The 13,192-nt window shown below is 70.3% G+C and carries 11 protein-coding genes and 2 pseudogenes; 6 read left to right on the forward strand and 7 right to left on the reverse strand.

The window, feature by feature from the left end:
• Positions 1 to 295 precede the first annotated feature (295 nt).
• On the reverse strand, positions 296 to 2,173 hold the full coding sequence (locus tag FKV24_RS20090) for a S8 family serine peptidase (protein ID WP_170288362.1): 1,878 nt from the start codon (positions 2,171 to 2,173) through the stop codon (positions 296 to 298).
• Between the two features lie 894 nt (positions 2,174 to 3,067).
• On the opposite strand from FKV24_RS20090, the gene ftsE reads away from it, so the two are divergent.
• The 6 genes and pseudogenes from ftsE (at position 3,068) to FKV24_RS17490 (ending at position 8,093) form a co-directional block, all read left to right on the forward strand.
• Positions 3,068 to 3,754: a cell division ATP-binding protein FtsE gene (ftsE, locus tag FKV24_RS17470; protein ID WP_111265246.1), complete on the forward strand. Its 687-nt coding sequence runs from the start codon at positions 3,068 to 3,070 to the stop codon at positions 3,752 to 3,754.
• Positions 3,751 to 4,725 carry a permease-like cell division protein FtsX gene (ftsX, locus tag FKV24_RS17475; protein ID WP_111265247.1) on the forward strand — a complete coding sequence of 325 codons (975 nt, stop codon included), beginning with the start codon at positions 3,751 to 3,753 and terminating at the stop codon, positions 4,723 to 4,725. The genes ftsE and ftsX overlap by 4 nt, the downstream gene beginning before the upstream one ends.
• Positions 4,722 to 5,250, forward strand: a pseudogene (locus FKV24_RS20295) (response regulator); the annotation flags it as partial. The gene ftsX and the pseudogene FKV24_RS20295, both read left to right, overlap by 4 nt.
• Positions 5,229 to 5,576 (forward strand): annotated as a pseudogene (locus tag FKV24_RS20300) (response regulator); the annotation flags it as partial. The pseudogenes FKV24_RS20295 and FKV24_RS20300, both read left to right, overlap by 22 nt.
• A gap of 98 nt (positions 5,577 to 5,674) precedes the next feature.
• Positions 5,675 to 6,394, forward strand: coding sequence for a uracil-DNA glycosylase (gene ung, locus FKV24_RS17485; protein WP_141483295.1), 720 nt, complete (start codon positions 5,675 to 5,677; stop codon positions 6,392 to 6,394).
• Positions 6,395 to 6,512: 118 nt separating this feature from the next.
• Positions 6,513 to 8,093 carry a phospholipase D-like domain-containing protein gene (locus FKV24_RS17490; protein ID WP_170288363.1) on the forward strand — a complete coding sequence of 527 codons (1,581 nt, stop codon included), beginning with the start codon at positions 6,513 to 6,515 and terminating at the stop codon, positions 8,091 to 8,093.
• A gap of 57 nt (positions 8,094 to 8,150) precedes the next feature.
• On the opposite strand, the gene FKV24_RS17495 is transcribed toward FKV24_RS17490, so the two are convergent.
• From FKV24_RS17495 to FKV24_RS17520, 6 genes are all read right to left on the reverse strand, one after another.
• Positions 8,151 to 8,393, reverse strand: a complete 243-nt coding sequence (locus tag FKV24_RS17495) for a hypothetical protein (protein ID WP_141483297.1) — start codon at positions 8,391 to 8,393, stop codon at positions 8,151 to 8,153.
• 126 nt (positions 8,394 to 8,519) lie between these two features.
• The gene (locus FKV24_RS17500; protein ID WP_249041081.1) at positions 8,520 to 8,960 is read right to left on the reverse strand and encodes a VOC family protein; all 441 of its coding nucleotides are present in this window, start codon (positions 8,958 to 8,960) and stop codon (positions 8,520 to 8,522) included.
• Between the two features lie 11 nt (positions 8,961 to 8,971).
• Positions 8,972 to 9,397 carry a helix-turn-helix transcriptional regulator gene (locus FKV24_RS17505; protein ID WP_111265253.1) on the reverse strand — a complete coding sequence of 142 codons (426 nt, stop codon included), beginning with the start codon at positions 9,395 to 9,397 and terminating at the stop codon, positions 8,972 to 8,974.
• 69 nt (positions 9,398 to 9,466) lie between these two features.
• Positions 9,467 to 10,792, reverse strand: a complete 1,326-nt coding sequence (locus tag FKV24_RS17510) for a hypothetical protein (protein WP_141483298.1) — start codon at positions 10,790 to 10,792, stop codon at positions 9,467 to 9,469.
• A complete protein-coding gene (locus FKV24_RS17515; protein WP_141483299.1) occupies positions 10,789 to 11,778 on the reverse strand; it encodes a glycosyltransferase in 990 nt (329 codons plus the stop codon). The genes FKV24_RS17510 and FKV24_RS17515 overlap by 4 nt, the downstream gene beginning before the upstream one ends.
• Positions 11,775 to 13,192, reverse strand: a 1,418-nt coding sequence (locus FKV24_RS17520) for a condensation domain-containing protein (RefSeq protein WP_141483300.1), incomplete at its 5' end; no start/stop codon positions are given. The genes FKV24_RS17520 and FKV24_RS17515, both read right to left, overlap by 4 nt.

The raw sequence follows: 13,192 nt of genomic DNA on the forward strand, positions 1-13,192 counted from the left end.
GGCCGACCCAGGTGCCGGCCAACAAGCCGGCCGGGGCCGCAGCCGCCAAGCCGCGTGCCGCTTCCAGGCCGGCGGAGGCCTCCACCGACGCCAAGCCGGGCCTGTTGAGCCGCATCGGCCGGGGTCTGAAGTCGCTGGTGACCCGCGCGCCGCGATCGCAGCACTGATCCGCGGTTGGGGTGGGTGTCCCGCCCGGCAATCGCGATCTCGATCGGCCCCAGCGAAAAACCCAGCGAAAACCCCGGCACCGCAAGGCGCCGGGGTTTCCTATTGGCACGTGGCTACGCGGGCTGGATCAGAATCGGAGGGTCCAGTTGTTGATGTAGCCGGTGTCGTTGGTCGCGTTGTCGGTCACGCGCAGCTTCCAGACGCCGTTCTTCGGGTGGCTCGACAGGTCGCGGGAAACCGTACCGATGACGTTGTCGCCGCTGTCGTACGTGTTGTAGTTCTTGAGCAGGTAGGCGGTGCCGTTGGGCGCGATCAGCTCGACCTTCAGATCGCCGCGGAAGGTATGGCGGATGTCCACCGAGATCGGGGTGGACGACGCACCGTTGCCGGTCCGGCCGGACACGCTGATCGCGCTCTCGACGGTGCTGTTGTCTCCGATCTGCACGTCGTTGCCGTTGCTGTAGGTCTGCTCCACATCGTTGCCGCCACCGGCGTCGCTGACGGTGACCTGGGCCGACTTGCTGCTGCTGGCGCCGTCGTCGTCGGTGACGGTGAGGGTGACGGTGTAGGTGCCGGCCGCGGCATAGGTCTTGCTCGGGCTGGCCTGGGTCGAACTGGTGCCGTCGCCGAAGTTCCAGCTGCGCGAGACGATGCTGCCGTCGCTGTCGCTGGAGCCGTCGGTGAAGGACACGCTCAGGCCGTTCGCCGACGAGCTGAAGTCGGCGGTCGGCGGATTGTTGGCCGGCGGTGGCGCGCTGCCGCCCAGCAGCGAGTACAGCAACCGGTTCGGCGAGCCCTTGGTATCGGAGATCTTGCCGACCGATGCCCCATTGATGATCGCCGCCGTGACCTCTGCGGGCGTCGCGGCCGGGTGGTTGCTCAGATACAGCGCGGCGACACCGGCGACGTGGGGGGTGGCCATCGAGGTGCCGCTCATGGTGGCCTGCGCGGTGGTGCTTGAGATGCCGACGGAGACGATATCCTGGCCGGGCGCGAACAGGTCTATACAGGAACCCCAGGAGCTGTACCTCCAGCGTCTGTCGCTCCTGTTCGAGGCGGCGACCGTCAGCACGTCGGGAACGCGCGCCGGCGTCTGCGCGCATGCGTCGTTGTTGAAGTTGCCGGCGGCGGCCACCGCGACCACGCCGGCGCCGATCAGGCTGTTCACGGCAGTGTCGACCGCGAATCCTTCGCCGGAATACAGGCTCATGTTGACCACCGCCGGCTTGACGTGGTTGGCGACGACCCAGTCGATGGCCTCGATAAGGTCCCCGCTGCCGGTGTCGCCGTGGCAGTCGTAGGTGCGGACCGGGTGGAGGGTGACGCCCTTGGCCACGCCCCAGGTGCTGCCGCCGAGGATGCCGGCGACATGGCTGCCATGGCCGTGGCAGTCGTTGGTACCGCGGCCGTCGTTGACGGTGGAGTAACCGTTGCCCATGCGCCCTGCGAACTGGGTATGCGAGCCGAGCACACCGCTGTCGATCAAATAGGCATGCACGCCGGCGCCGTTGGTGTCGTAGGTGTAGGTAGTACTCAGGGGGAGATCGCGCTGGTCGACGCGATCGATGCCCCAGGTCGCGCTGGTCTGGGTCCCGTTCAGGGTCAGGTGGGCCTCTTCCTCGACGTAATCCACGCGCGGGTCGGCCAGCAGGCGTGCCAGGGTGTCGTCGTCGGCCTCGATCGCGAAACCGCGCAGGGCGCGGTTGAAGATCTTGCGCATGCGCATTCTCTCGCCACGGCCGCCGCGGCTACGGCCGCGGTGCTCCGTCGCCATCGAGTTCGCCACGTCGGCGACCCGCAGTCCACGTCCCCGGTTGTTGCCGGTGGACAGTGGTGTGGCCCGCCGCTCGTTGGAGAGCAGGGCGGCGTCGCGCTTGAGCACGACGATATAGCGGCCCTCGATCGGATTCTCGACGGTGCGAAGTTCGGCCGAGACAGCCGGAACCATGATGCAGGAAAGGCCGACGCCTACCGCGATCGACAGCAGTGAACGCTTTTGGTTCATGTATCTCCCCTCTCTTGGAACGTCTTTGTGGTTGAGCCGGGTCGGGCGACCCGGTGTGCGATCCATGCGTGCCGGTCGTCGCGACGCGGCACAGGGTTATGAACGCCTGGACACAGGTATCCCCCACCCGTCCCGGCAGGGGCGATCAAGACACAAGGCGGATTCCGAGCTGTCAGGCGACGCGGCACTGGCGTGCGTGGCTGGCGTCGCCTTGTTGAGGTCGCTCAGAGATCGTTATTCACACAACTTGGCTGAAGCGGTTGCAGGGGCTTGAGATCACTGAAGCACTAGTACTCAACAATCAGACACGGGCAGGCGACACCGGTGCGCGGAATTTCGCCAGCGGAGCGTGGAACTCCGCGCACCTGAGCATCCGTCATGTCGATATTCCGGTAAGACGCTTTCAGACACCGGTAGTGTCTGGGTCAGCGATGCTGGCCGGCCGTCAACGTCGCTGCGGCGCCAGCGCATTGCGGTTTCGAGGCTGCCGGGCGGAGTCGCCGCAGGCGAGGTGCCGCCGTCGAACGGGTCGTTGCCTGCGCGCGTTCGGTCCCGGGGCGGCGGGGCACCGTTGGCGGTTGGACTGGAGTGTTCGGAGGGGCGTCGGATCATGCGGGTCCGGTACGGGCGCGGCTGCGGGCCGGTTGCCAAGCGCGATGGACGGCCGGGATAGGCGTTGCGACCCAGCTTCGGGCGTCGCAGTCGTCGACAGCGGGCCCGCGCGGACCCGCTGGCAGACCGACCACCCAGGCCCGGGCTGTGCCGGTCCGGACACCGACGGCGCCTGGTCGACGGCGGTGTGCCCGGCCCTTCGGGTGGCGCCGCTAGCCATACTCGCCGATGATGCCGATACTTGTGCGCGAACGCGTGGACGGCCACGCGACCGGGTGATCGATGAGCGTTCTGCGCTTCGACAACGTCAGCAAACGGTACGCCAGCGGGCGCGACGCGCTCAGCGAGGTGAGCTTCGAGGTCGGGACCGGCGAGATGCTGTTCGTCACCGGCCATTCGGGGGCCGGCAAGAGCACCCTGCTCAGGTTGATCCATCTGTCCGAGCGCCCCAGCCGCGGCACCGTGCTGTTCGGCGAGCGCAATCTGATGAAGGTGCGCGGGCGCCGGGTCGCGCTGCATCGGCGCGAGGTCGGGGTGGTGTTCCAGGACCATCGCCTGCTGGCCGACCGCAGCGTCGCCGACAACGTCGGCCTGCCACTGATCCTGCGCGGCGAGCGCCGCGGCGAGATCGGCAAGCGCGTGCGCAGCCTGCTCGACCGGGTCGGTCTGGGCGATCGCGCCAATGCGCTGCCGGCGCAGCTGTCGGCCGGCGAGCAGCAGCGGGTCGGAATCGCCCGCGCGATCATCGCCGAGCCGCGCCTGCTGGTGGCCGACGAGCCGACCGGCAACCTCGACCCGACCCTGTCGGCGGAGATCATGGCGCTGTTCGAGTCGCTGCCCGAGCGCGGCACCAGCGTGCTGATCGCCAGCCACGATCTGGCCCTGGTCAAGCGGATGAAGAAGCGGGTGCTGGTGCTGAACCAGGGTCGCCTGGTAGACGATATTTCCCCGGAGGACCTGGCCGAATGAGTGCGGACTCCTCCTCCGGCGGCGCCAGCGCGAGCGCGAACAGGGCGGCGCCTCGCCGGCCGTCGCGGATCGGCGCCTGGGCCGACCATCATGCGTTCAGCCTGATCGCCAGCCTCGGCCGCCTGTTGGCCAAGCCGTGGGCGGCGGCGCTGACGATCGGCGTGATGGCGGTCGCGCTGGCGCTGCCGCTGGGCCTGTGGGCGGCGCTGGGCAACGTCGAGCGCTTCGTCGGCGACGTGCAGGAAGCGCGCGAGATCAGCGTCTTCCTCAAGCCCGAGGTCGCGGCCGAGCGCGCCGGCGAACTGGCCGCCGAGCTAGAGGCGCGCGGCGACGTCGCCGCGGTGGAGCTGCGTACTCCCGAGCAGGGACTGGAGGCGCTGCGTGCGGCCAGCGGCCTGGACGAGGCGATCGCGATGGTCGGCGACAACCCGTTGCCGAGCGTGCTGATCGTGCGCCCCGGCGGCGACGAACTGACCCTGGCCGCCTCGCTGGAAACCCTGCCCGAGGCCGACCTGGTCCAGCACGATGCGGTCTGGCGGCAGCGCCTGGACAGCTGGCTGCGCTTCGGCGTGCGGCTGGCGCTGGTGCTGGCGATGCTGCTCGGGGTCGGCGCGTTGCTGGTGGTCGGCAACACCGTGCGCCTGGACATCCAGCAGCGCCGCGAGGAGATCAGCGTGCTGCAGCAACTGGGCGCGACCGATGGTTTCATCCGCCGTCCGTTCCTGTACCTGGGCGCCTGCTACGGTGTCCTCGCCGGGGTGTTGGCGCTGGCGGTGCTGACCGCGACCGAATGGGCGCTGCGGCCGGCGCTGGCCGAGCTGGCGCGCAGCTACGGCAGCGATTTCGTGCTGCAGGGGTTCGGATTGACACATGCGATCGCCATCGTGGCCGGGGCCGGCGTGCTCGGCTGGCTCGGTGCCGGCCTGGTGACCGGCCATACTCTGCGACAGACCCGCCCGACCGAAACATGAGTACCGCTGCCGTGACCGACGTACCCAATACCCTCAGGCACCTGGCCGACGACGCCCCGCGGGTGATGGTGGTCGATGGTTCCAAGCTGGTCCGCAAGCTGATCGGCGACACCCTGCGGCGCTCGCTGGAGCAGGTCGAGGTGGTCGCGTGCGGCAGCATCGAGGAGGCGCGCGAGGCGCTGGCGGCGGCGCCGGTCAACCTGGTCACCACCGCCCTGGTGCTGCCCGACGGCGATGGCGTCGCGCTCGCCCGCAGCGTGCGCGAGGCGGCGGGGCAGGCCTATGTGCCGGTGATCGTGGTGTCCGGCGACGCCCAGGCCCACCTGGAGGCGCGCCAGTTCACCGAGGACGTGACCGACTACTTCGACAAGGCGCTCGGGCACGAGGCCCTGGCGACCTTCATCCGCGGCTATGTGCAGCCGGAGCCGATCCCCGACGCCCGCGTGCTCTACGTCGAGGACAGCAAGGTCGTCGCGCTGGCGACCAAGCGCATGCTCGAGCGTCATGGGGTCAAGGTGATGCACTTCATCGGCGTCGAGGAAGCGCTGGAGTACCTGGAGACCCATCGCGGCCAGGACGATCCGGGCGCCGACCTGGTGCTGACCGACGTCTATCTGAAGGGCGAGCTCAGCGGCATGGACCTGTTGCAGCGGCTGCGCGGCGACTTCGGCTACGGCAAACGCCGCCTGCCGGTGCTGGTGATGACCGGCGACGACAACCGCGACAACCAGAGCAAGCTGCTGCGGCAGGGCGCCAACGATCTGGTGCTGAAGCCGATCGAGGAACGCCTGCTGGTGACCAAGGCCCTGTTCCAGCTAAGAGTGGCCCAGCTGCGGGTCGCCCGACTGTAGTCCGGTCGCCGTAGCCCGGTAGCCGTGGCACGGTCGGCGGGATGACGCCGGCCGCCGGGCCCGTTAGCCTGTCGGGCCTCCCACCGCACTTTTCCCGCATGCCGGACAACGACCGCATCAAGCTCGAACCGTCCTGGAAGGCGCACGTCGGCGACTATCTGCAACGCGAGGACATGCAGGCGCTGTCGGCGTTCCTGCGCCAGCGCAAGGCGGCGGGGGCGACCCTCTACCCGCCGGGGCCGGAGATCTTCGCCGCCTTCGACGCGACGCCGTTCGACGCGGTCAAGGTGGTGGTGCTGGGCCAGGATCCCTACCACGGCCCCGGCCAGGCGCACGGGCTGTGCTTCTCGGTGCGTCCGGGTGTGCCGGTGCCGCCGTCGCTGCAGAACATCTACAAGGAGCTGCAGCGCGATGTCGGCTTCCAGCCGCCGTCGCACGGCTACCTGCAGCGCTGGGCCGGGCAGGGCGTGCTGCTGCTCAACGCGGTGCTCACCGTCGAGGCCGGACGCGCCGGCAGCCACCAGGGCAAGGGCTGGGAAGGCTTCACCGATCACGTGGTCGACGTGCTCAACCGCGAGCGCGAGGGCCTGGTGTTCCTGCTGTGGGGCAGCTACGCGCAGGCCAAGGGCAAGGTGATCGATCCGCGCCGGCACCGGGTGCTGAAGGCGCCGCACCCCTCGCCGCTGTCGGCGCATCGTGGCTTCCTCGGCTGTGGGCACTTCTCCGCGGCCAACGAGTACCTGGCCCGACACGGGCAGGCGCCGGTCGACTGGTCGTTGCCGGCGGCGGTCGAGGCGTCCGAGGCGTTGCCCGGATAGGCGGCCGGCGCGGTCGCCTCCCGCCGCGCGCGATCATCGGGACGGTCTTTTGCAGGGCTCACGCCAGTAGGCGATGATGCCCGGCGTCACGCTCGGGCATTGTCCGCGAAGGAGGGGCATGGGCCGGAAGTCGCGTTTTTTCCTGGTCGGCGTCGGCGCCCTGCTGATGTCGGCCCTGCTGTTCGTGCTGCTGGGCTGCACGACCCTGCCCCCGCACCCGGGCGGTCCGGCGGTGGCCGCGCTGCCGGCGGGCGAAGGCACCCGGCTGGACGAGGTCGTGCAGCCGGCGCTGGACGCGCATCCGGGGCAGTCCGGTTTCCATCTGGTGTCCGACGGCGTCGCCGCGTTCGCCTTGCGCGGGCTGTCCGGGCGCGCCGCCGAGCGCAGTCTCGACCTGCAGTACTACATCTGGCACGACGACATGACCGGGCGGCTGCTGGCGCTGGAGCTGATCGAGGCCGCCGATCGCGGCGTGCGGGTGCGCCTGCTGCTCGACGACATGGATGCGCGGGCGAAGAATTTCGCGATCGCCGCCCTGGCCGCGCATCCGAACATCGACGTGCGCCTGTTCAACCCGTTCGCCTCGCGCCAGGGCCTGTTCGGCAAGGGCATGGAGGCGATCACCAGCTTCTCGCGCATCAACCACCGGATGCACAACAAGAGCTGGATCGTCGACAACCGTTTCGCGATCGCCGGCGGGCGCAACATCGGCGACGAGTACTTCTCGGCCAGCGATCACGTCAACTTCAACGACCTGGACCTGGCCTTCGTCGGGCCGGCGGTCGAGGAGTTGAGCGGCTCCTTCGACCGCTACTGGAATTCCGATCAGGTGTACCCGATCGAGTCGCTGAGTCCGGCCGCGGTTTCCACCGAGGCGCTGGAGGCGCTGAGCGCGGCCGCCCGGGCCTATGCGGCGGAGGCGGTGCAGACCCCGTACATCCTGGCGATGCAGGGCCATGACGCGGTTGCCGCCGCGCGCGCGATGGCCCTGCCGATGCATTGGACGACGAGCTGGCAGGTGCTCAGCGACGCGCCGGACAAGGCCCGGTTCAAGGACTCGCCGATGCAGGGCTCGGCGGTGCTGGCCGGGCTGACCCGGGCGGTCGACGCGGCCGCCAGCGACGTGACCCTGATTTCCCCGTACTTCGTGCCCGGCAAGGCCGGTACCGCGCAACTGACCGGGCTGGTCGCCGAAGGCCGCCAGGTGCGCATCCTGACCAACTCGCTGGCGGCCAACGACGTCGCCGCGGTGCATGGCGGCTATGCCGGCTACCGCAAGGCGCTGCTCGCCGGTGGCGTGCAACTGTGGGAGCTCAAGCCGGAGCGTACGGCGGACGATGCCGACGACGGTGGCGAAGGCATCAGCCTGTTCGGCTCCTCCGGCGCCAGCCTGCACAGCAAGGCGGTGCTGATCGACGATTCGCGCGCGTTCGTGGGCTCGTTCAACCTCGATCCGCGCTCGGTGTCGCTGAACTGCGAGCAGGGCATCCTGGTCGACGAACCGGTGATCGCGGCCGAACTGGCGGCGCTGTTCGAGACCATGACCACGCCGACCGCGGCCTGGCGGGTCTCGCTGGACGAGGACGCGCTGCGCTGGAACGGCGACAACGGCACCTACCAGCGCGAACCCGAGGCCAGCCTCGGCCGCCGCTTCCAGGCACGGTTGGCGCGCTGGCTGCCGGTCGAACCGTTGTTGTGACCCGCACGCGGCGGCCGAGCGGGCCGCCGGGTGTCCCCCGGGAAGGGGGAGCCGCGATCAGTGGCGTTCCGCTTCGGTGGGCGGCACCGGGGCCGAACCGCCGCGCCACCGGCCGATGTACGGCAGCGCGAACAGGTACAGGCCGGTCAGCGCCAACAGGGCGAGCGGGAGCAGGGGCACGTACGACACCCAGACCAGCGGTGGGTCCTGCGCCAGGGCGATGAAGGTGGCGATCACGCTCAGGGTGAAGGCGATCGAAACCCAACGGTGGAACTGCCGGATCCATGCATTCCATTTCATGACGGGAACCTCGGGTGGTGGCGGGCCCGGTTGCGACGGGCCCGTCGGGCGGGATGCGGCTGCCGCGCGGCTGCCGCTCGCGGTTCGTTGAAGCCGGTTCAGCGCCGTCGACTCAGCGCTGCCGGCTCATCGCTGCTGGATGCGGATCAGGTTGCCGGCCGGGTCGCGGATCGCGCAGTCGCGCACGCCGTAGGGCTGGTCGGTCGGCTCCTCGACGATCTCCGCGCCCTTGGCCTGGACGCGCTCGAAGGCGGCCTCCAGGTCCGCGGTCGCCAGCAGCAGCATGCCGTAGGTGCCCTTGGCCATCATCTCCTCGATGGTGCGGCGCTCCTCGTCGGTGAGGCCGGGGCTGGCCGACGGCGGGAACAGCACGATCGAGGTGCCGGGCTGGCCGGCGGGGCCGACCGTGATCCAGCGCAGGCCCTTGTAGCCGACGTCGTTGCGGACCTCGAAGCCCAGGGTGTCGCGGTAGAAGGCCAGCGAGGCCTCCGGATCGGTGTGCGGCAGGAAGCTGGAGTGGATGCTGATGTCCATGTTGGAGCGGTCCGGGATGGGGTGGGCGCTCATCCTAGGGCCGGTCAGGCGCGGCTTGCTTCTCGATTCCTGACCGGTCGCGTGATCTGCCGCGCCACGCACGAGGGCATGCCCGCGGTGGTCGCGGCCTCGCGCCGGTAGACGCTGGGGGCGACTCCGACCAGCTCGGTGAAGCGGGTGCTGAAGGTGCCCAGCGACGCGCAGCCGACCGCGAAGCAGACCTCGGTGACGCTGAGGTCGCCGCGGCGCAGCAGCGCCATCGCCCGTTCGATCCGCCGGGTCATCAGGTAGCTGTAGGGGGACTCGCCGTAGGCAAGCCTGAACTGGCGGCTGAGGTGCCCGGCCGACATGTGCACGCCGCGGGCAAGGGCCTCGACGTTCAGCGGTTGGGTGTACTCGCGATCGATGCGGTCGCGGACCCGGCGCAGTCGGGCGAGGTCGCGCAGGTGCGGGGTCGCGGGCGAGGTCATCGCGCGAGCCTGCCATGCGGCGAGGGGTGGCTCAAGGGCCATCGGCCGCGGTCATGCGGCGGCCAGGGCTCAGCCGGGAGGCGACACCGGGTCGGCGGCGCCCGTTGCCGAGTGCTCCTGCTCGCCGACATGCCGTTGCAGCGTCGCGACCAGCGCGCGGCCCAGGGCGTCGGCCCGCTCCGGAGCCAGGCAGCGCTGGTCGCCGGTGTAGACGAAATGCAGGCGGCCGTGCAGCGAGAACGCCATGAAGCCGAGCACGCGGGTGGCGAAGGAGTGCACGTGCAGGGTGAAGCGCCGCACCCGGACCGGATCCGTTGCCTCGCTCAGCACGATGTTGCCCAGGTTGGAGAACGAGAACCGGTTCCAGTTGCCGTTGCGGCTCAGCGCATCGCCCAGCCGCACGATCGAGCGGATCCTGCCGGGCGAGGGTGGGCGGATCATCTCGCATAGCTGGTAGCGGGCGGGGATGTCGGCCACGTCCTGTTCGACCTTGGCGCGGATCTCCGCGCTCATCGCCCTCGCGTCGGCCCAGAAATCGCCGCCGGGGGCGGTGCGGGCATCGACCCGGAAGCTGCCGCCGCCGAAGAACAACGCGTCGCGTCGCAGCGCCGACAGCCGTCCGCGCCGCGCATCGACCGGGCACTCGATCCAGTCCGGTCCGTCCTCGCCGAGCGCCGATTGCAGCGCCTCGCGCAGGACCAGCAGCAGCGCGGCGTGGATCGACACGCCCTCGGATCTGCAACGTTGCACCAGCGACGACGACAGGGCCCGTCCGGCCGCCCATTCCAGGTGCAGTTCGCGGTTGCGCAGGGCACGCCTGGACGGGGGAACCAGGGCGATCAGCAGATTCACCAGCGTCGCCGCCAGCCGTCGCTTCCAGCGGCCGCGACGGTCGGCCGAGCCGATGATGTCGGCGGTGGTGATCGCCGGATACGGCTCTGGCGCCGGGTCCGAGTGCAGGGCCTGCAGCAGCTCGCGGATGATGGTCAGCATGCTCATGCCGTCGCAGACGCGATGCGGCGCGGTGACCAGCAGTTCGCTCTCGCCGCCGGGTTCGCCGTCCGCGGGCGCGAGCCATACCACCCGCAGCGGCGGCAGGCCGTTGCCGAAGGCGGTGGTCACCTCGGCGTCGATCTCCTGCATGCGGCGGCCGTCGACCGGCGAAGCCCGCGGCCCGCGTTCGACCACCCGCAGCGGAATCGCGCCGGCGGCGTCCAGTTCGTAGTAGCGGCGGTTGCCGGCGCCGCCGATCAGCATCCGCAGGGCCGGGTGCTTGCGCTGCAGCCAGGCCAGCGCTGTGCGCAACCGTTCGGGCGTGACCGCGCCCTCGATGGCGACGACGCAGGTGATGTTGCCGTCGATCAACTGCTCGATCGTGGACAGCCGGCGCCTCATGGTTCCTGCTCCGCGGTGGGCGGGGCGCCATCCGCGGAAGCCGCATCGGTCGCCGCACGATCGCGCGGCGTGCCGGTGCAGAACGCGAAGATCCGTGGATGCCGGTGCTCGAACGGTCCCAGTCGCCCGAACAGTCCGTCCAGATAGCCGCAGCCGATCGCGACCAGCTTCCTGAGTTTGTCGCCCTCGAACAGGGTCACGCACAGCGACTGGTGCAGCGCGAGCAGGCCGGAAATCCAGTGCAGCGCCCACCTGGAGCGGTACAGGCCCAGCGCGTGCACCGCGTTGCGCGCGCCGTAGTAGCGGCGCCAGGCGGCATGGTGGGTGGTGAACAGCTTGCCGTGGCGGACGATGTGGCCGGTGGTCTGGCGCATCGTCACCGCGGCGTTCATGTACACCGGCACGCCCTGGCTGGAGGCGCGCAGGCCGTATTCGATATCGATGTACTCGATGAAGTAGTCCTCGCGGAACGCGCCGAGCCGGCGATAGGCCGGCGCCGAGAGCGCGGTGCCCGAGGAGATGATGAAGAGGGTCGGGAACAGCCCTTCGACCTCGTCGTCGATGCGTCTGGGACGGGGGAAGCGCCGCCCGGGCGGAATCGCCGGCATGCACTTGCCGAGGTTGATCTCGTGGATCTTCGGGCCGATCAGGAAGGCGTCGCTGTCGAGTCCGGCACAGGCGTGCATCATCCCGGCGAAGAAGGACGCATCGATGTCGGAATCCTGGTCGAGCAGGAAGATCACCTCGCAGTCCCGCGCCAGCAGGGCCTCGGCGCCGCGGTTGTAGGCCCCGGCGAGGCCGCCGCGGTTGCGGTTGTCGATCACCGTGGTGCCGCCCTGGCGCAGGCGCTCGTGCAGTGCCGGATCGGGTTGGGGCGAGTTGTCGACCGCGACCACGGTCGGGCAGATCGCCCGCGCGCGGTCGAGATTGCGGACGAATTCCGGCGACGGGCAGTACAGCACGAAGATCAGGCCGAACGACTTCATGCGCCCGCCTCCGTCGCCGTCGCAGCGACCGGCACCGGATCAACGCCCGTTCCGGGCCGCGCGCCGGCATCGCGGCTGTGCGCGTCCGCGGCGACCGCGAGCAGGATCGCGACGATCCGGTCGCGCACCGCGTGCGCCTGGGCGGCGGGCAGCGACTGCCGGTCCGAGGTCAGGGCGAAGTCCAGGTGTCCGTCGAAGCCGCTGATGGTGACCACGGTGGCCGGCGTCGGCGCCAGCATCGCGGTCGGGCTGTGGACCGCCTCCAGGCGGAAGTCGCCGTGATCGCGCGGCAGGTCCAGATGTCCGAGCCAGGACAGGGTGACGTTGCCTCCCGAGGGCCGCGATTGCCCGTAGGCGATCAGGCGGTCGAACAGCGCGTGCAGGCGCTCCATGCCGAGCAGGTTCTCGTGCAGGCGCGGCCCGAGACGCTGGATGCTCCGGTCGATGCCGGCCCTGAGCGTGCGGGCCAGGCTCCAGAACACCTCATCTGGGAACATGCCGCCGGACGGTGTGTGCAGCGACAGGTCGATCGTCGGCGCCATCGGAAACAGGCCGTCGGCGGCCAGCGCGGGCAGGAACCGGCGCGCGTCGACCGGGACGGTGAAACGGCCGACCCCGCGGGCGCCGCGTATCGCGCGGAATCCGAGCACGAAGGCTACGGCGAGCGCGTTGAACAGGCTCACGCCCTCGGCCCGGCAGCGCCGCGAGAGCGCCTGTGCCGGCGCCCGGTCCAGCGTCCAGTGCAGGGCGTAGGCCTCGCCGTAGCGCCGTGCCGGGCGCCGGCGGCGACTGCGCACGAACAGCCCGAACAGCGCGGTCTTCCAGCGCAGGCGCCGCTGCAGGCGGGGGTCGTTCCACACCGCCGCCGGCAGGATCTCCTGCAGGGACTGCAACGACGGATGGGTGCCGATGTCCCGCCCGGGGTCGGCGCACAGCGACAGGATCTCGCGCAACAGGGTCACGATCGAGCGGCCATCGCACAGGCAGTGATGGCAGACCAGCAGCAGCTCGCTGGTCTCGACGCCGCGCAACCAGGTCACCCGGACCAGCGGCTCGGACGGGTCGAACAACTGCGACCATTCCTGCCGGCTCTGCCGCTGCCAGTCGCCGCCGCTGTTGCGCTCGATGATCCGCAGCCGGATCGGTGCCGGGTCTTCCTGCAACCGGAACCAGGGGCGGGTGCCCCCCGCTCCGTCCTCGCCGGGCTCGACGCGGCAACGCAGCAGCGGATGCTTGGCCTGCACGCGCGCCAGCGCATGTCTCAGTCGCTGCTCGCACAGCGGGCCGCGGATCCGCGCCGGGAACACGATCGCGACCGGGCTGCGCCCGTCCAGGTACATGCCGCGCTCGAACAGGGTCAGCGGACGTGCGGTCGCGGCGGCGGTAGCCGGCGGCGCTGCGGTGGATGCGCTCA

Origin of the sequence: Marilutibacter maris, assembly GCF_006546735.2 — a bacterium.
GTDB lineage: Bacteria > Pseudomonadota > Gammaproteobacteria > Xanthomonadales > Xanthomonadaceae > Marilutibacter > Marilutibacter maris.

What these genes read in the sequence shown, in the direction of transcription:
- FKV24_RS20090 (WP_170288362.1), bottom strand. Translation starts at nt 2,173, where the DNA reads ATGAACCAAAAGCGTTCACTGCTGTCGATCGCGGTAGGCGTCGGCCTT.
- ftsE (WP_111265246.1), top strand. Translation starts at nt 3,068, where the DNA reads ATGAGCGTTCTGCGCTTCGACAACGTCAGCAAACGGTACGCCAGCGGG.
- ftsX (WP_111265247.1), top strand. Translation starts at nt 3,751, where the DNA reads ATGAGTGCGGACTCCTCCTCCGGCGGCGCCAGCGCGAGCGCGAACAGG.
- ung (WP_141483295.1), top strand. Translation starts at nt 5,675, where the DNA reads ATGCCGGACAACGACCGCATCAAGCTCGAACCGTCCTGGAAGGCGCAC.
- FKV24_RS17490 (WP_170288363.1), top strand. Translation starts at nt 6,513, where the DNA reads ATGGGCCGGAAGTCGCGTTTTTTCCTGGTCGGCGTCGGCGCCCTGCTG.
- FKV24_RS17495 (WP_141483297.1), bottom strand. Translation starts at nt 8,393, where the DNA reads ATGAAATGGAATGCATGGATCCGGCAGTTCCACCGTTGGGTTTCGATC.
- FKV24_RS17500 (WP_249041081.1), bottom strand. Translation starts at nt 8,960, where the DNA reads ATGAGCGCCCACCCCATCCCGGACCGCTCCAACATGGACATCAGCATC.
- FKV24_RS17505 (WP_111265253.1), bottom strand. Translation starts at nt 9,397, where the DNA reads ATGACCTCGCCCGCGACCCCGCACCTGCGCGACCTCGCCCGACTGCGC.
- FKV24_RS17510 (WP_141483298.1), bottom strand. Translation starts at nt 10,792, where the DNA reads ATGAGGCGCCGGCTGTCCACGATCGAGCAGTTGATCGACGGCAACATC.
- FKV24_RS17515 (WP_141483299.1), bottom strand. Translation starts at nt 11,778, where the DNA reads ATGAAGTCGTTCGGCCTGATCTTCGTGCTGTACTGCCCGTCGCCGGAA.